Raw genomic sequence first — 19,056 nt, forward strand, 5'->3', positions numbered from 1 at the left:
ATGCCAAATCATTTATTAAAATATTATCAACAAGTGCGGGCACGCAGTGAAGAAATATGCGCGCCATTGCAAACCGAAGATTATGTTGTTCAACCCGTCGCAGAGGTCAGTCCTCCTAAATGGCACCTAGGGCATACCAGCTGGTTTTTTGAAACCTTTGTGCTTGCCGACTACCAACCAGACTATCAAGTGTTTAATGACCAGTTTAACTATATTTTTAATAGTTATTACGAAACGGTCGGAAAACGTGTTGTGCGTACCGACAGAGGCAACTTAAGTCGCCCAACAGTAAAAGAAATTTACGCCTATCGCGCGCATGTTAATCAAGCCATGCAAAAGTTAATTCTAAACCAGGGGACAGACGCTAAGCTGGTTAAACTCATCACGCTTGGGTTGCAACACGAGCAGCAGCATCAAGAACTATTAATTACTGATATCAAGTATATTTTGGGCCACAACCCGCTACTTCCGCCATGTACTTTATTAACAGATAGCGAGCTACCAAGCAGTAATACTTGGCTGACGATAAATTCGGGCCTATACACTATTGGCCATTCTGGACAAGGTTTTTGTTTTGATAATGAATTGTGCCAACACAAGGTGTATTTAAACCCTTTTCAAATTCAAAAACACCCAGTTAGCAATGTTGAGTTTTTACAATTTATAAAAGCAGGTGGCTATCAAAACTTTGAATATTGGCACTCAGCCGGTTGGGATTGGGTACAACAAAACAAAATCACAGCCCCTTTATATTGGCATTATGTTAATGGCGAGTGGCGTTATTACAATACCCAAGGTCTCACTCAGATCGCCTTAAACCAAGCGGTTAATCATATTAGTTATTATGAAGCAAGCGCCTACGCACAATGGAAAGGGCTATCGCTCCCCACTGAAGCTCAATGGGAAGTGGCATCAGAGCAACTAAACTGGGGGCAACGCTGGGAGTGGACCAATAGCGCATACCTTCCCTACCCTGGTTTTAAAAAGCTGCCAGGTGCCATCGGCGAATATAATGGCAAATTTATGGTTAACCAAATGGTGCTTAGAGGTGCCTCAATTGCCACCTCACCCGGCCATGCCAGAGTCACCTATCGAAATTTTTTTCATCCACATGAAAGGTGGCAATTTATGGGCTTAAGATTAGTCCGAAATCAATAATGTGTTTATTTGTCATATTTTTTCAATACATTCGTGCTTACACTAGTGGTTAAACTCTGACCCTTGCCAGGATTTATGCACGCACCCAAACTAATAAAAACCATCACCTCTCGACTTTTTAGGTTAACGCATTTATCCGATCGACAATTAAAAAACCAAGAAGTCACCTTGAGCCTGTTGCATACGCAGCCCATTCATCACGTTGCTCCTGAATATCTGTCTTTTTCGATTGATATTTCGGTGGTTGTTGGCGGCTATTGGTGGGAAGGTAGTCAAGGTGTTCGCCGTGGGTTAGGCACATTGCGAGTACCACCAATTGATTTAACGACCAAAAAACTGGATCGCTTAGTGCAGGCTTTGGGGCCCGCTTATTTACGTATTGGGGGCTCTGAGGCAGATAAAATTCATTATTTAACTCGCCCAGATAACGAACCTGATGCGCTCGTTTTAACCAGCGAGATGTGGGATAAACTGCACGCCTTTATCCAACGCAATCAACTTAAACTTGTATTTACCTTTAAATATGGTCTGTTTGAGCGTAGCCAGCACGGTTTTTGGCAAGGTTCTGAAATAAAAAAATTACTCGATTACAGCCAGCAAAAAGGCTACCGAATTGATATTTGTGAGCTTGGCAATGAGCTCAATGCCTATTGGGCATTCCATGGCATCAGGGCGCAGCCAGGTGGTAAAAATTTGGCTGCAGACTATGCAACCTTTAATGAAATTGTAAAAAGCTATTTCCCAGACACTAAAGTAATGGGTCCAGGGAGTGCGTACTGGCCCAAACTTGGCGAGAGCGTTCGTGTATTACCGAGTTTAACCAAACGCTTTTTACAAAACCTTGAGTTTGATATTGATATTGTCAGTTGGCACTATTATCCGTTTCAAAGCACCCGCTCTCCGGTGCGCACTCGCACCGCAACCTTGCGTACTTTTTTAAGCCCTAAATCGTATCACGACTTTAAAAACTATAGTCAGCGACTGCGCTTATGGATAAATTTATATCAACCCAAAGCTGAGTTTTGGACTGGCGAAACCGGCTCGGCGCAATGTGGTGGTGAGCCTGACTTATCTGACCGCTTTGTTTCTTGTTTTTGGTGGGCCGAACAGCTCGGTAATGGCGCGCTGCAAAGACAAAAAGTAATGATACGTCAGAGCTTAATTGGCGGTGATTATGGCATGATCAACCGTTTAACTTTAAAACCCAGACCAGACTTTTGGGTAAGCTGGTTATGGCGGCGTTTAATGGGGCAAGCCGTTTATGCCGTTAACAGCACTCACCCAAGGGTAAAAGCTTACTGCCACCAACACCCAGATCAACAACATAAAACCCTAATGCTGGTCAACTTAGCTAACTTTAAAGTTAACTTTAACCTTGAAGGTTTTGGCGAATTAAGCCAAAAGGTCGTATTATCGGCAAATAAAATAGATGCTAAACGTGCCTATATCAATGGTGAAAAAGCACGTTTTAAAAAAGGCAAAGTACAGCTATCAGATTTTCCAAGGTTACCCCTAAACTCACAACTTCAGCCCTTTAGCATTAGTTTTTTAATCCTACGATAAAAGCTGATCTAAATCGTTTAAATTAGCTTATTAAGCATAAACTAAGCAAAAAATTAAACGGAGGCATAATGCCAAGCTATCAACAAATTTTACTTAAACAACGACCTAAAAATGGACAAATTGGTGCGCATTTATTCGAAACTGTCGAACGCGAAATGCCATCAATCGAAGACGGCGAAATTTTATTAAAACAAACTCACATGTCGCTCGACCCTGCCATGATAGGTTGGATGAGTGATGATCCCGATAGTTATATAGAGCCAGTGCCATTAAATTCCGTCATGCGTTCAAGTGGCATCGCGACCGTCGTTGAATCTAAGCATAAAAACTTCTCTAAAGGCGATAGAGTAATGGGTATGACTGGCTGGACTGAATACCTTGTCAGTGATGGCCAAGGTTTTAATAAAGTCGATCCAGAGCTAAATCCAGAAACCTTGCTTTGCGTACTCGCACTGCCCGGCTTAACAGCCACTCAGGGCTTGTTAAATATAGCTCAGCCGAAAGCAGAACAAACCTTAGTGGTGACCGGCGCGGCAGGCTCTGTCGGCTCAATAGTTGGTCAGATAGCTAAAGCCGAAGGGCTCACTGTGGTAGGCGTCGTCGGCTCAGATGAAAAAGCTCAATGGATAACACAGGAATTGGGGTTTGATGGTGCCATAAACTACAAAAACCATGACCTTGCTGAACGTTTAGAATCACTCACCCCAGACGGTATTGATTTGTTTTTTGAAAATACCGGCGGAGAAATTCAGCATCATATATTTGATCGCATGAATGCTCATGGTCGTATCATCGTCTGTGGTCTTATTGCAGATTACACCAGTGAGCAACCAGCCCCCGGCCCTAGCTGGTTACGAGTAATTAAAAAAAGGTTGATGATACAGGGCTTTACCATGCCAGATCATTTACACAAAAGTGCCGAGTTGCAACAGCAATTACTGCCATACGTAAAAGCAGGACAAATAAAATATCGCAGCCATGTCCTTGAAGGTTTAGAAAGTGCCAAAGATGGCCTAAACTTATTTTTAAAAGGCCAAAATAAAGGTAAGCTGCTAGTAGCGCTCTAAACGTTTACCTTAAATATCAGCAACCAGTTTCTCTGGTTGCTTTTAAATGGGAGCTAAACCATGCAACTATCCAACTTTAAAAGCATGGATACAAATATGCTACTGAGCATAGTAAACATGAAACTTAGAAACGAATTTGACTCAATCGATAGCCTATGTAGCTATTACGAAATTGAACAACCCGAACTTCTAGATAAGCTTTCAGCCAGCGGCTATCACTACAATGTTTGTAGTAATCAGTTTAAAGCCGAAGAAACAAACAAATAAATAAAAATTAAAAAAATCTGAAACAAATTACAAGCTGGCAACAATGTATTGATATAAGTAAAAAAATTATATCATTGGAGCCACTTGAGAATGACCCAAACCGTTCGCCTAATAATTCTAAGCCTGTTAGCTTTAGCCCTCGTAGTATTTGCTTTTAATGTCCCTATTGATGGCCAAGACGGCGCGGGTTTAAGTCGGTTTATTGGCCGTTTTCATGTGCTTGTACTGCATTTTCCTGTCACCCTGTTATTGCTGGCGCCGGCGCTAGCGCTTCTGGCTCGGTTAGAAAAATTTAAATCTCTACGGCCAACCGTGCCGCTAATTTGGTGGTTAGGATCTGGGGCTGTGTTTATCACTGTCACTATGGGTTTATTGCTTGCCGCCAACGAAGGTTATGCAATAGATGAAGTGCGCAGCCATATGCTCGGTGGTATCAGTGTTGCTTTGCTTGCTTTTTTATGTACCGCATTAGCCACCAGCTCACTCAATACACGGTTAAAAAAGATCGCTTATGCAGGTGCAAGTACCAGCTTAACCTTAGTTATATTTATTGCCGCCCACGCAGGAGGCAACCTAGTTCATGGCGAAACTTACCTAACTCGCTTTGCCCCAGAACCCGTAAGAAGCTGGTTAGAGCCGCCCACTGAAGTTTTGGCATTAAACCAAGTAGACGATAGTCACTATTTAGAAAAAATTCGCCCAATTTTACAGCAAAACTGCTTTGATTGTCATGGCCCAGATAACCAAAAAGCCGGAGTCCAGCTGGATATTTTAGATCCCGATTTTGTAAATGGTCATGATGCGCCGCATTGGCATGCCGCGCTAGACATGATTAATTCGGGTGAAATGCCGCCCAAGAAAAAAGCCCCATTAAGCACGGAAGATCGCCGCTTATTGGTTGATTGGATGACTCAAGGGATTGAAATTGCCAAACAAAACAAAAAAGACGATTACAACACTCGGCTACGTCGTTTAAGCAAGAGCCAATACAAATACAGCTTGCAAGATCTGCTCAATGTAAATGTTGAATTTGACAAAGACTTACCAGACGATCCCCTGTCTGAGCTTGGGTTTAGCAACAACGGTGAGTTATTGCAAAGCTCTGTATTACACCTGCAAACATTCGAAAAAATTGCCCGTGAAGCATTAGATAAAGCGATAGCGCCGGCGGCCAAACCTGATGTGCATCATTATCGAGTATCCTTTGGTAAAAACATAGGTGCAGGGCAAAAGCACACTAAATCAGTGGGTTATTTAGATGTCACTATTCCGGTCGATGACTTTAAAGTAGAAATGTTCGACCGTAACGGCAATGGCACGCCATTAGAAGGCGAACAAGCCGCTAAAATTTTAAAATATTTTAGTGTGAGTCTGCGCGGATCCTCACGTAATGACTTTGTAGTAGAAGAGGACGGGATAGTACTATTTTCTGCTAAACCTCATGTTGAAGCGGCAATTGCAGGCCGTCCGGGTGCTTGGAATGCGCCTTCCCCTAACCTTTCTGTGCAAATTAAAGATCAATATCCTATGCAGGGAGATTTCGCCGTACGCGTAAAAGCACAGCCTGTGTTACATATGAGTAAAGCAAAACCAACTGCCCTTGCTTGGTCAGGAACGCCTCAGGTGCAGCTAGACAGCCAAGGCGAGCCATTAAAAGGGCCCGATAAAACAACAGTCGTCGAGGCCGCTAAAGCAAATAAAAAAGTAGGTTTTAAATTTTCTGACAAGCAAAAAAGTGTCTTAATCCCAGATGGGAAAGCAAAAAATGAAGCAGCATTTTTTGTTCATTCACATAAACAAAGAGCGCAGTTTTACCAACTCGATTTAGTGCATAGTGCAGGTCAAAGCGGTAAAAACTATCCCATCGAAGTGAAAGTGGGTTCACTGAAAAAAATAAAAACCCAATTAAATACCCAAGCGGTGCGCCAAAATGGCCGCCAAGTCACTAGCTTAGGCATCTTGTATTTGCATCAGGGTCGGCAAACAGTCACATTAACGGCCAATAAAAACTTTCCGGGGTTAAGCCATCTAGTGTTAACACCGTTAACGCAAGAGCAAGTCATTGCCAATAATTTACAGCCAGATGTATTAACTAAGCCAATTTCACAACAACGTAAACCCGCTTTAATCCCGTATATGGGTACACGCACAGATGATGGCGTCGACTATAAACATTTTGCCCCCGCCACTGTGCTAAACCCAAGCCAACCAGAAAGCGAGATCTATACCTTTATTGGCCGCATGGAAAATATGCCAATTCCAATGCATGGAACCGTCGGTGACCGCATTACTTCAAGCAGTTTAAAAGTCGGAGTTTGGAACCAAGACTTAGTGAAATCATCAAACCAAGCAGGCTCTGCAATCAAAGTGGAGTATATTGAATTTGAAGCGCCCTATTACCCCCAATGGCCAATGCCCAGCCACCGGCAAATTTTTGCAAACAAAAAAGCCGGTGAATCTGAACCAGATTACGCCAAACGAGTGATCCACCAATTTGCTGAGCGCGCGTTTAGACGACCACTTAAGGCTCAAGAGACAGATCGTTTTTACCAACTATGGCAGCTATACAGCGAGCAATTCCTAAGGTTTGAAGACAGCATTAAAGAGGCTTTAGTGGCTATATTGTGCTCACCGAGATTTTTATATTTAGCCGAGCCTGAAACCCAAATTGCAAAACAGACACCGCCAGCTTGGCTACAAAAATTACAGCAAATTTTAGGAATTAACTTTGCCCATGCCGAGCAAAACAAACCTTTAGTGGATGATTATTCGCTTGCCAGCCGATTATCTTATTTTTTATGGAATTCCTCACCCGATGAGGGGTTATTAGCACGTGCCAAGGACGGCAATCTTGTGGCTAACTTATCACAAGAAGTCGACCGTATGCTTGACCAAGGTGATAAAACAAGCCGTTTTGTTAATCAATTTGTATATGAATGGCTGCGCTTAGACCGCCAGCAAATGCAAAATGTCGACGTGCAAACTTACCCCGACTATACCCGCTTTGTTAAAGCCGATATGCAACAACAAACACAAGCATTTTTTGCGTATTTGCTCACTGAGAACAAAAGCATTTTAAATATCATCGACAGTGACTTTTTAATGCTCAACCAAAACTTGGCAGAATTTTATGGTATCTCAGGTGTACAAGGAAATGCCTTTAGACCAGTGCCTAAAGGCCAAGATTCGGTACGCGGCGGATTAATTACCCAAGGTGCCTTTTTAACAGGCCATGGCGACGGTATTCATAGCCATCCAGTTAAACGGGCCGTATGGCTAAAAAGCAAAATCATGGGCGATGAGCCGCCACCACCGCCGCCAAATGTGCCAGAAATAGATCCAGACACACCTGGGTTTGCAGAGCTGACATTAAAGCAGCAGTTAGAACTACACAGAGACAAAGATTCATGCCGTGACTGCCACGCTAAAATAGACCCTTATGGTGTGGTATTTGAAGGCTTTGATGGCGTGGGTCGTACCCGCACTGAATTTAAAGGCAAAGCGATAGATACTTTTTCTGTGATGCCCGATGGCACTGAGCTCACCGGTGTCACAGATTTAAAAAATTATTTAACACAAAACCAAGAGCAAGTTGTTAAATCACTTATCAAACATTTATACAGCTACGCGTTGGGTAAAGATGTCAGCTTTCATGACAGTGATGAACTAGAAGCCATTTATCAAAAAGTAAAAGACGACAATTACCAAATGCAAAGCCTTATTAAAGCCATAGTGCAAAGTCCATCGTTTATTCAGGTGTAAGGAGCGCAACAGATGAAACTATTAAAACCATTTAGCCTAAACCGTCGCAGTTTTATTAAAGGCGCAGGGGTTGTCTCTGCACTACCTTGGCTGGAATGCATGGCGAATACGCTCACTCAATCCAGTGTGGGTGTTCGCCACTCGCCGCCAAAACGTATGGCGTATGTCTATGTACCTAATGGCGTTTCTATGCCCGGCTTAGACTCTGAATACGCAGATTGGCACTGGTTTCCAAAAGGTGAAGGGAAAAACTTTCAATTTACCAAGGTGCTTGAGTCACTTAACCCCCATAAACAGGATCTCACTGTTATTGGCGGTTTAAGCCATCCCAAATCACGCAAATTATTAGGACATATAGCCGGTGATACATTTTTAACCGCTGGCGATCTGCGCGGTGATTACAAAAATAGTATCTCTGTTGATCAATTTGCAGCTCAAATAAAAAAGGATGCCACCCGCTATCCATCGCTGACCTTATCAGCAGACGGCGGTGTGGGTTTTAAATCTAGAGCCTCTACCCTTTCATATGATGCTCGTGGTGAAGCACTGCCCAGCGAACATAATCACAGGGCCATATTTGAACGCTATTTTTCTGCCGTGGGCAATGGTCCGTCACCTGAGCGCCGAGCAAGTTTATTGCGCCAGCAAAAAATGGTTGATCTGCTGCTTGATGATGCAAAAAAACTACAAAAAAAGCTGGGCACTGAAGATAAACAAAGATTAGAAGCCCACTTAGCCAGCTTATATCGGTTAGAAGAACAAATAGAGCGCAATGAAGCTTGGTTAGAAATACCATTAAAACCTTTTAATGCCGATCATTTAGACCTTGCGGTTGATGCTAAAATCGATCCCGAATCTTATATTAGAACCATGTATGATCTGATTGTACTGGCTTACCAGCTGGATTTAACCGAGGTCGTCAGCTACATGGTATCACGCGAAGATGGCATGGGTGTGGGAGATGCTTATCCTAAGCTGGCACTGGGCTTTAAAAAAGGCCATCATGGCATTAGTCACGACAAAACCGACGGACATTGGACCGAGTGGGGTCAATACGACCGCTGGTTAGCTGGCCATTTTAGCTACTTTTTAGAGCAAATGAAAAACACCCAAGATGAGTTTGGCAGTTTATTGGACAATACCCAAATTTTATACGGCAGCGCCTGTAGTAGCACCCACAATGCACGAAATTACCCACTGATTTTAGCCGGTGGGAAAAATATGGGGCTAAAACATGGACAGTTTGTTAACTTTGATGATAAAACCCCACTGAGTAATCTCTTTGTGCAGCAATTAAGGGCCGCCGGAGTAGCTACCGAGCACTTTGCCGATAGCAACGAGCACACTAACGGCTTTGCCAAGATATTTAGCTAATATGAAAAATACCGAACAAACATTATTTATTGCTTTTGTTCGCCAGTACCAAGCCGGCTTACGCGCCTACATTCGCAGTTTAGGGATCCAAAGCGCCAGTGTGGATGACATGGCGCAAGAAACCTTTTTAGTGGCCTATAAACAAATGCATAAGTTTGATGCAAACGAAGATTTTGGGTATTGGCTGCGAGGCATTGCGCGTAATCTAATTCGCAACGAATTAGCCAAAAGTACTCGTCAAAGCCGAATTTTAGATGCGGGTTTAACCGACTTTTTATTAAATGAGTTAACCCTTGAGTACCAAACGCCAGAGCAAGACGTTGATGAAGTTCAGGCTTTGGCACACTGTATTAATAAACTGCCAGAAAAAAGCCGTCAGCTGGTTGCTGGCAAATATCAGCAAGAGCATCATAACGCTTTGCTTGCAGAGCAAAACTCAATGACAGAAACGGCAGTGCGAATTGCGTTAATGCGAATTAGAAACCAGTTAAAAGATTGCATCACTCAGCAGTTAGGGTATCAAAATGGCTAAATCGATTGATTATTTAACCGAGCGCGTATTAAGTGGCGAGGCATCAAAAACAGAGATTGCCGAGTTGTTAAATCGACTTAAACAAGACCCAAAACTGGCCGCACAACTGCAAACCCAACTGGCAATGGATGAGCTGTTGCAACAGTACGCGGCCAGTCAAAATAGCAATGACCATTTTGTTGAAAACTTAAGCGAACAACTGCCAGTGTCGCAACATAAAGATTTAAACTTTGAACATAAAGTAATTAGTCAAATCGACAAACGCCCGCCTACCCCTTGGGTACTCACAGCGGTTAGCATGGCCGCCAGCATTATCATGGCTGTGCTGTTATTTTGGGCACCTGAGGATCTTCAGTATCCCTCCTCTAATGAACAAGCATTTGCCGAAGTTAAAGATATTGGGGTCGCTGTTATAGCCAATGTCACTGGACCTAACAGCCAGTTTCAAACCGGTGATTCGGTAGCGCCCGGTTTGTTAAAAGTAGATGAAGGGTTTTTAGAACTAGAATTTTATCATGGCGCCCAATTAAAAATTGCCGCACCTGCAGAGCTAGAAATTATAAATGAGCAAAGAGTCCGTTTAATTGCAGGTAAGGTGATGACAGATGTGCCCGAAGTTGCGATAGGCTTTACCATAGACACGCCGGATTCAGAGGTCATAGATTTAGGCACAGCCATAGGTTTAGAGGTGAGTCCCGAGGGCAAATCTAAAGTGCATGTGTTTGATGGGTTAATTGAAGTTAAAAACAAAGACGGACAAAGCCTTAAACTGGCAAAAGGCAGTGCACTTAACTTGTCTCAGCAAAATGCTCAACCCGAAAGTGCGCAGAGCCAAGCGTTTGCCGAATTTTCAGCAATTGCTGATTTAACTGGCGACAAAATTAATCAATTGCAAAATCGTTGGCAAAACTTACAGCAACAGCTGCTCAATGACCCAGATTTGTTGGTTTATTATGACTTTCAGCAAGATCGCAATAAACCTAGGCTGTTAAAAAACCTCGCCGATAATCCACAAGCAACCAATGGCGCTATCGTTGGCGCTAATTGGAGCTCAGGTCCTTGGCCGGGTAAATCGGCGTTAGAATTTAAACGCCCTGGCGATCGGGTGCGAGTCGAAATTAATAACAAATTTGAGTCTTTTACCGTGGCTAGCTGGGTAAAAATTGATAGCTTAGACAGAACTTACAGCAGCTTATTATTAACCGATGGCTACCAAGCAGGTGAATTTCACTGGCAGCTAGGAAACTTTAATAACAATACCTCTGGCACTATCGTGTTAGGATTGCGAGCCCACAACGGGCAAGGGCGTAATTATAACTATAAACCTTTTTTTACTCGGGCTGATTCAGGTCGCTGGTATCACTTAAGTACCACAGTTGATCAAAATGCCCGTCTTGTGCGCCATTATATTAATGGTCAGCAAGTAGCCGAGCACTATTTAAAACACCCAAGCCAATATTACCAACTAGGCACAGCGCTAATTGGTAACTGGGATAGTCAGAACAATGCATCCGGTGATCCTTTACGTAACCTCAACGGCGCTATGGCAGAGCTTATTTTGCTCTCACGGGCATTAAACGAGGAAGAGATCAAACAACTGGCGTTGCAATAAAGCACCTGCCACTAGCAGGTGCGCTTATTTTATAACGCTAAGGTTAAAATTTGTTTAGCTTTTGCTAAATCTATATCTTGATGCTCACCCAACTGGGTCATGCCATTTTTTTCTAAATTGGCAATCACTTCATCAATAATGCTATCGTCTAAGTCGTAATCTGCTAAACGGGTTTTAACCTGCATCTGCTCAAAAAAGCTTTGCACCGCATTAATGGTTGCATCAATTAGTTGCGCTTGGTTCTCCGCTTCTAAACCAAACACTCGCTGCCCTAACTGAACTATTTTTTCTTGCTTCTGCTCGCGCTGCACATACATCAGTGGTGGTAGTACAATTGCCAGTGTTTGCGCATGATCTAATCCATATAAAGCCGTTAATTCGTGCCCTATCATATGAGTCGACCAATCTTGTACAACGCCCTGCCCGATTAAACCATTTAACGCCATAGTAGCCGACCACATTAGATTCGCGCGGGTATCATAGTCTTGTGGGTTTTTAAGCGCTTTAGGGCCTTCTTCAATCAGGGTTTGCACTATGCCTTCTGCAAACCTGTCTTGTAGGGGTGTATTCACCGGATAGGTTAAATACTGCTCCATGACGTGAACAAAAGCATCCACGACCCCATTACTAATCTGCTTGCTCGGCAGTGAAAATGTATATTCTGGATCAAGCACCGCAAATTGTGGTTGCAACAAAGGTGAAGAAAAAGGTAATTTTTGCTGCGTTGATTTTTTAGTGACCACAGAATTACCGTTACTCTCTGAGCCCGTTGCTGGCAAGGTTAATACCGCGCCAACTGGCAGTGCAGAGGTCACTTGAGTGCCTTGTAAAATATCCCAGCCATCGCCATTATAATTAGCTGCTGCCGCAATATATTTTGCGCCGTCGATCACGCTGCCACCGCCCACTGCTAGAATAAAGTTAATATTTTGCGCTTTAACAACAGCAACCGCTTTACTTAAAGTTTCGTAGCTTGGGTTTGGTTCTACACCTGAAAACTCAACGGCATCAATGCCTTCTAACACGTCTATAACCTGCTCATAGATGCCATTTTTTTTAATTGAGCCGCCACCATACAAAAATAATACCTTAGCGTTTTCAGGTAATCGTGTGCGAACTTCAGCTATCTGACCTTTGCCAAACAAAATTTCAGTTGGATTTTTAAAATTAAAATTGTTCATATTCGTCTCCGTAAGCTGTAATAGCTTGCTTTTGATTAAACAGTGACGCTAGGTTAACGCGCTTTATCTATAATTAAAATTCAGTTAATCTAACACCACCTATCAGTTTTCTGATACCTAAAACTTATGTCTTATTTAGCCCAGCTTAGAACCTTTGTTGAAGTTTACCGCAGCGGCAGTATTTCGCGCGCGGCCAACCATCTCAATTTATCGCAACCCGCCGCCTCTGCGCATATTCAGTCGCTTGAGCAATTGGCAGGGCAAAAATTATTTATCCGCAAACCCAGAGGCGTGGTTGCAACGCCGGCCGCACAAGAGCTCGCTCAGCAGGTCTCTGTACACTTTGATGCGATAGAGCGTAAACTCGCGTCTGTGCACAAAAAAAACCGTCAAATTGAGGGTACCATCCATATTGCAGGGCCAGCAGAATATATCAGTTATGTGGCTTCGGCTCAGCTGGCAAACTTGCTGCAAGCTGGCGAGGTGAATGTAAATATCTACCCAGGTAATCGCCAGCAAATTTATCAGCGCTTAGATAATGGCGAAGCAGATTTAGCCATTACGGCATCTCGCCCTGATCCTGAGCGCTTTGAATATAAAATTTTAGACAGCGAAAAACTCATCTTGGTGGCTAACCCCTTTGTCGCAAAAAACATACTGCGACAAGGACTGAGCGCACAAACACTTAACGAGTTTCCCGTAGTGAGTTATGACAGCCAAAAACCTTTAATTAGAGATTATTTCAATCAGGTTTTTGCCAGTGAATGCGAATCTCAAGTGGCGGCTATTTGCCCTGACATTCGTGCATTAGCTGGTTTAGTACAAGCTGGGCTGGGCTATACTGTATTGCCAGACTATTTATGCCATGAAGCGATTAAAAATGGCAATTTAGCGGCACTCGGTGGGGCGGGACCAGAAAACCTCATTTATTTGGTCTGGCGCAAAGGCGCGCTGAGTCATCCACGTATTCACTATGCCCAAGATGTGTTAATGGCTTTTTCTCATTTAAATAGTCAACGCTTTAACGGGCTTGAGTGAGGCTTGCTTAAACAAATTTGAAACTTTAAGATGACGACAACTTAATCCATTAAGATAAGAAATTTAACCATGAAAAGAGTGCAATTAACCGAACAACTTAGTTTTTCTCAGTTTATCCAAGGCTACTGGCGTTTAGACGAATGGGACATGCGTAAGCAGGACTTATTAACTTTTATTATGCAGCATCTCGACTTGGGCATCACCACAGTTGACCACGCGGATATTTATGGTTTGTATCAGTGCGAAGCTATTTTTGGGCAAGCCTTGGCGTTACAACCTGAATTGCGTCAGCAGTTAGAAATAGTGAGTAAATGCGGAATTAAATTGCCAAGCGAAAAGTTTTTAACGCAGAGCATTCCACTATATGACAACAGCGCTGAACATATTCGTGCCAGCGTTGAGCAATCGCTGAAAAATTTACATACCGATTATCTAGATACCTTATTGCTACACAGGCCCGATGTTTTAATGCACGCAGATCAAGTGGCAGAAACATTTAGCGCATTAAAACAAGAAGGCAAAGTACGTCACTTTGGTGTTTCTAATTATAGCCCACAGCAATTTGATTTATTGCAAAGCCGGTTAGACTTTAAATTGGTGACTAACCAAGTTGAATTTAATCCGATGAATATGCAAACCTCGGCCGATGGCACTTTTGAGCATCTACAAATGCACAGGATCGCCCCTATGATTTGGTCTTGCTTAGCCGGTGGACGTATTTTTAATGAAGACTCAGCAAAAGCTAAACGGGTTAGGGCAGTGCTCACTGAAATAAGTAAAGAAACACATGCGGCGATCGATCAGCTCATTTATGCGTTTGTATTAAAGCTGCCATGCAATCCAATGCCAATTATTGGTTCGGGCAATATAGAGCGCGTTAAAAGTGCAGTGGCCGCTGCCAATATCAACTTAAGCAATGAACAATGGTACCGCATTTGGGTTGCGTCAAATGGCCATAATGTGCCATAGGAGCTTGTGGAGCTGAGGGTTAGAAACCCTCGGCTACTCGGTTCCGTTCACGCCATTACGAAATCTATCGGATGAACTTTAGCGAGATTCACGTTTTGCTTGGCCTGCCATAGGTCGTAATTATCTTGCATTAACAGCCAACTTTCAGGTGTTCTACCAAGAGCCTTTGAAAGACGCAAAGCCATTTCTGGAGTTATAGAGCTTTTACCTTTTAAGATGCGGTTTAACGTTGATGCTGAGACATCAAGTTTCTTTGCAACAAACCTGCAGCTGTAACCAAATGGCTCCATATATACATCGGAAATAAATTCACCCGGATGCGGTGGATTAAGCATAGTCATTAGTGATAATCCTCATAATTAAGTATGTAAGCATTTCCATCTATAAACTCAAAAGTTACTCGCCAATTCCCACTGACTGCAATTGACCAAACGCCTTGACGGCTACCTTTTAGGAGATGAAGTTTAAAACAGCTTACATTTTAGACAGGTTTTAGGGTTTGCTAAGTCTTGAGTGTTTTAATCGAAAAAACTAAACAAAGATTACAATTTATTCTGATTGTCTTCTTTTTCCCAAACTGCCCATGTTTGGTTAAACCAGATGCGGACGAAAAAGCCGACTAGTAAAAGAGCACAAGTCATTATAACCGCACCCCCTAGGCTTTCTATGCGCAGATTGAAAAAAACGTAACACAGGAAAATTATTAGCGATGCGCACGCCACATAGAATGTAAAAAAGCACTTATCTCTTTTTTTCATATGTATATCCATTTTCTTTATCCAGCATGAAAAAGAAGGCGTATACACGCCTTCCTAGTTATTTGAGTGATCGGCATGATGTTAATACGCACACGGAAGTTCAGATTGCGGATCATTTATTAACTCCACATCGTGAGCAGCTTCAGGGCTACTGCCCAGAGCTTGTTTCACTTCGTTTAAGTATTGACTTGATTTGACCACATCAATTAGTTCCGTGCAGTGTTTTGCACTAATCAGTTTTACATAACAAGATAAAAGCTTCACTTACCCCAAAGTATAGTTTTGTTTATGAGTATGAGTAGCCACTAACCATTATTATTTTGAACAAATCTAGTTCATACAATCCAGGCCGTAGCAAACAGAAAACTACTCTTTGGAGTAGTTGTTTAAATTTTTATGCAACTTTAAAATGAACCCTGGTTAACAGTGCAAAAGGAAATTTTATTTCTGTTAGAAATTAGATCTTTAGACGCTAGTGAAATCGAATCTGTAGTTGGGGGACGCGGCATGGATGAAGGATATCATGTAAACAACGGGGTTGGTCAGAAGAGTCATGCAGCAATTTATCTACTTTTAACAACACTATGGGGAGTATCTCATTTGGGACGGCACTGTATGGTGGGCCAATAGGGCTAGCTCCCTACTACGCAGTTTAGAAGGTGTTAATTGGCAATTTAGACGGGGTGGATGCGACCACCCCATTCAAGTCAATGCAAAATAATCCAAGCTATTGCCCCGCAACAGGCTTAAACTGACTCCCCACTACTTCAACCCTATACAACTGGTGTTTATTAGGGTCTGTCACTTCAGAAAATACCTCTTTAACATCAGATAAAGTGACTTGTTGTAAATTGGCTAATAATGTTTCACGTGAATCAAATTCAAAATTACCTTGATTAAAGTCAGCTAAAAACGCACGCATTTCTTGATATATATTTTTAGGCGGTTGGTTAATTTGTTGAATAATACTGGCGGTTAAATTATTCACCACGGCCGCTGGCAGCATTTTTAATTGAGCGGCAAACTGCTGGTTAAACAGGTTAATTTGCTCGACGATTTGCTCGCCCGAGTGCGACTTACTTTGCACCATAAACCCCCAAGCTGGAAACTGATCTAATTGAATGGGGGAACTACCCACCACATAGCCTATCTCTTTATCTGTTCTAAGTGTTTTGAAAAACATAGGTTGGTACAAAGCATTCAAAGTTAGAATTTGGCTAAACTTTTTCAGCGATTTTTCCGGCAACCAGAATTGCTGCAATACAACGACGTCCGTATGATCTGTAGTCAATGTACTTTGTGCTGCTTTCAATTTTACTTCTTCAGGATAATACAAATCTGCCGCTTGGCGACCTTCTGGCAACATTGACAGTAGGTTGTCCGCCGCTATCGAAATGTCTGCTTTTTGATAATGACCGAAAGCAAATATACTCAGAGCGTTTTTTACGAGTAGTTTATTGTGATATTCAACCACATCTTGGTAGGTTAATTGTTTAAGTGCATTCGCTTGTTCGTGGTAACGCCAACCCGTTGCGGTGAGTAAAGCCGCCATTTCTTTTTGTGCTTGAGCGGTTAATGGATCGTTGTCACGATTGGTTAACCAAGCAAGTGCTTCGTCTTTTTTCTTGTTAAAAATAGTTTCATCAACTTTTAATTCAACTAAAATTTTAACTAAACTCGCCATTAACTTTAAATGCTGATCAGTTGGCCCAGATAACGACACTTTTAAGTTTTTAACCATGCCTTCACCAACAGATACTTTAATGCCAGCCTGCTGCGCCGCATTGGTTTGAGCCTGCGACGCTTCTGTCCATAAATGTTTAAGGATATCGGCAGCCATATACTGTTTAATATTTGACGCAGCCAAATCAGAATTTAACGTTAGCTCGATATAGCCTTGATTTTGTTCAAAATGCTGACTATGTGCCAACCAAGCATATACACCTTTTTTATTTACGATGGCTGTGGGTTTTAGTAATTTTTCTGCTGCTTCAGAGCTGGTCTGTATATCAGATTTTGTTGCATCTGCTATTTTTAATAGTTCATTTTTGCCTGGCAAAGATAAGTTAATTTCCGCTGCTTGTTGTTGCCACAGTTTCATCTCTGCTTGGGTAATCGCTTGAGTATCAAATTGTCCATCCGCATAAATGAGTTTCTGCGCGGCGCTAATGTCGTTGCCTCTATGCCAAACGCGCATTTTCTTAAAGTCAATTTGGCTTAACAATTGTTTAATTCTCGGTGCGGAAAACTCACCAACATCAAATAATCCTTTGATTATGTATTGGGCTGGCTGGGTGTGCAGTATAGGTGATAAATGCGTGGCTAAACGCAATGCGGAAGGCATATTAAAGTTATTAAAATTATTGCGCATAACTTGTTTTAGCTCAGCAAAATAATTTTGTTGAATACCTTGGTTTTGCATTAGCTTAAAATAGGCTTGGGTCGCAGCAATTATTTGATCTTTATTGTTTTTGCCTTTATCCGTGAGTGAGTAGCTTATTTCAATGTAGCCATTGTTGCCATAATAGCTATGGTCCATGCCAATGCCCGCACCATTTATTAACCCTTGTTTATTTAGATAATCGTACAGGGTATTTTCGTCTTTGCTGTTAAATAACTTATGAACATAAGCAAAGGGTTTATCTTGCCAATGGTCATTGTCGATTTTATACGGAAACTGCAAAATCAACTGTTTAATGTCATTGATGGTTTTTTGGTAGATATGTTGATTTAGCTCATTTTTAGTTAACCCTTTCGCTGTAACCAAAGGCTCTGGTGTATTATGGTTTTTAATTACCTCAAAATGCCGTTTGGCCAAGATCTCTATCTCATCCAGATCGGCTTGGCTAACTATCACTAAGTTCATTAAATTAGCTGAATAGTAGCTTTGATAGAACTCGCGCATTTGAGCATAAAGCTCTGAGTTTGGTTTATCCGATAACGTTTGTTTATTGCCCACGCTGAAAGTATGAATAGGATGATCTGCTGCGCTGGTGCGGTTGTTAATTAACATTCTTGCAAATTGGTCATCCGATTTACGCATCGACCATTCGTTATCAATCGCACTCAATTCTTTTTTGCTATAACTTTTATCAAACAGTGGCGCAGTAAAAAACTCGCTAAATCGAGCCAATGATTCATCTAGTTTGCCATCCACCACCTGGTAATAATAATTGGTATTTGAGCCCGCGGTATAAGCATTGCGCATACCACCGTTTTCACTTAAAAATTTATTAAACCCATCAGGCTCAGGATAATTTTTAGTGCCTAAAAACAGCATATGCTCTAAATAATGCGCCAAACCAGGCTGACTGGCAGGATTGTTTAAACTGCCCACCCGCACATCTAACGAGACAGCTGCAGTTTTAGTTGTAGGGTCGGATACCAACAATACCCGCATGTTGTTCGCTAACGTAATAAAACGGTATTGCCTGCTATCTGTAGGACTTGTGATAATGTTTGCTTCCGATACAAACTCAGGAAAAGGTTCAACGGCGCTTTCTTTTGTTTGTGTACAGCCAACAAGAGCAATTAGCCCTGCGATGGCGATATATTTAAATGATTTAAGATTCATACGTGATCCTGTAGAAATTAGCTGTAACTAGAAAATACTCACTGTGTGCGTTTACCCTCACGCGAATTCCAAATTGTTCGAAATTATAAGCCTGTACAGATTGTCCTTGGTCAACAACAATGTCTGCATGGGTCGTTAATTGCTCGTGCATTATCACAAACCCAAATGCGGCTGCATTGGACGGGTGAAGCTCCCCTTCAA

13 protein-coding genes and 1 pseudogene are annotated in these 19,056 nt (G+C 42.2%); 10 read left to right on the top strand and 4 right to left on the bottom strand.

The features are described 5' to 3' along the window. The 8 genes from egtB (at position 1) to C727_RS0102390 (ending at position 11,335) form a co-directional block, all read left to right on the top strand. Complete coding sequence (gene egtB / locus C727_RS0102355) at positions 1 to 1,158, top strand: ergothioneine biosynthesis protein EgtB (protein WP_017444019.1); 1,158 nt, start codon at positions 1 to 3, stop codon at positions 1,156 to 1,158. A gap of 75 nt (positions 1,159 to 1,233) precedes the next feature. Beyond that, the gene (locus C727_RS0102360; protein ID WP_017444020.1) at positions 1,234 to 2,721 is read left to right on the top strand and encodes a glycosyl hydrolase family 79 N-terminal domain-containing protein; all 1,488 of its coding nucleotides are present in this window, start codon (positions 1,234 to 1,236) and stop codon (positions 2,719 to 2,721) included. Between the two features lie 68 nt (positions 2,722 to 2,789). Next, positions 2,790 to 3,788, top strand: coding sequence for an NADP-dependent oxidoreductase (locus tag C727_RS0102365; RefSeq protein WP_017444021.1), 999 nt, complete (start codon positions 2,790 to 2,792; stop codon positions 3,786 to 3,788). Positions 3,789 to 3,848: 60 nt separating this feature from the next. Continuing rightward, positions 3,849 to 4,055, top strand: a complete 207-nt coding sequence (locus C727_RS0102370) for a DUF4250 domain-containing protein (RefSeq protein ID WP_017444022.1) — start codon at positions 3,849 to 3,851, stop codon at positions 4,053 to 4,055. Positions 4,056 to 4,145: 90 nt separating this feature from the next. After that, positions 4,146 to 7,817 carry a DUF1592 domain-containing protein gene (locus C727_RS0102375; RefSeq protein ID WP_017444023.1) on the top strand — a complete coding sequence of 1,224 codons (3,672 nt, stop codon included), beginning with the start codon at positions 4,146 to 4,148 and terminating at the stop codon, positions 7,815 to 7,817. Between the two features lie 12 nt (positions 7,818 to 7,829). Then, positions 7,830 to 9,191, top strand: a complete 1,362-nt coding sequence (locus tag C727_RS0102380; protein WP_017444024.1) for a DUF1552 domain-containing protein — start codon at positions 7,830 to 7,832, stop codon at positions 9,189 to 9,191. A gap of 1 nt (position 9,192) precedes the next feature. Further along, the gene (locus C727_RS0102385; RefSeq protein ID WP_017444025.1) at positions 9,193 to 9,723 is read left to right on the top strand and encodes a sigma-70 family RNA polymerase sigma factor; all 531 of its coding nucleotides are present in this window, start codon (positions 9,193 to 9,195) and stop codon (positions 9,721 to 9,723) included. Beyond that, complete coding sequence (locus tag C727_RS0102390; protein WP_017444026.1) at positions 9,716 to 11,335, top strand: LamG-like jellyroll fold domain-containing protein; 1,620 nt, start codon at positions 9,716 to 9,718, stop codon at positions 11,333 to 11,335. Before C727_RS0102385 ends, C727_RS0102390 begins: the two co-directional genes overlap by 8 nt. A 29-nt stretch (positions 11,336 to 11,364) precedes the next feature. Here C727_RS0102390 and C727_RS0102395 read toward each other — a convergent pair whose 3' ends face one another. Then, complete coding sequence (locus C727_RS0102395) at positions 11,365 to 12,516, bottom strand: iron-containing alcohol dehydrogenase (RefSeq protein WP_017444027.1); 1,152 nt, start codon at positions 12,514 to 12,516, stop codon at positions 11,365 to 11,367. A gap of 126 nt (positions 12,517 to 12,642) precedes the next feature. On the opposite strand from C727_RS0102395, the gene C727_RS0102400 reads away from it, so the two are divergent. Both C727_RS0102400 and C727_RS0102405 read left to right on the top strand, forming a co-directional pair. Continuing rightward, positions 12,643 to 13,554: a LysR family transcriptional regulator gene (locus C727_RS0102400; protein ID WP_017444028.1), complete on the top strand. Its 912-nt coding sequence runs from the start codon at positions 12,643 to 12,645 to the stop codon at positions 13,552 to 13,554. A gap of 69 nt (positions 13,555 to 13,623) precedes the next feature. Beyond that, a complete protein-coding gene (locus C727_RS0102405) occupies positions 13,624 to 14,523 on the top strand; it encodes an aldo/keto reductase (RefSeq protein WP_017444029.1) in 900 nt (299 codons plus the stop codon). A 47-nt stretch (positions 14,524 to 14,570) separates the two neighbouring features. Here the strand turns inward: C727_RS0102405 and C727_RS0102410 are convergent, their stop codons facing one another. From C727_RS0102410 to C727_RS0102430, 3 genes and pseudogenes are all read right to left on the bottom strand, one after another. Next, entirely contained in the window at positions 14,571 to 14,864 is a 294-nt protein-coding gene (locus C727_RS0102410; RefSeq protein ID WP_017444030.1) for a HigA family addiction module antitoxin, read from the bottom strand. Beyond that, positions 14,864 to 14,992: pseudogene (locus C727_RS19910) on the bottom strand (type II toxin-antitoxin system RelE/ParE family toxin); the annotation flags it as partial. The pseudogene C727_RS19910 and the gene C727_RS0102410, both read right to left, overlap by 1 nt. A 1,016-nt stretch (positions 14,993 to 16,008) precedes the next feature. Beyond that, a complete protein-coding gene (locus C727_RS0102430; RefSeq protein WP_017444034.1) occupies positions 16,009 to 18,855 on the bottom strand; it encodes an insulinase family protein in 2,847 nt (948 codons plus the stop codon). Between the last annotated feature and the right edge of the window lie 201 nt (positions 18,856 to 19,056).

Origin of the sequence: Gayadomonas joobiniege G7 (genome assembly GCF_000300815.1) — a bacterium.
Taxonomy (GTDB): Bacteria; Pseudomonadota; Gammaproteobacteria; order Enterobacterales; family Alteromonadaceae; genus Catenovulum; species Catenovulum joobiniege.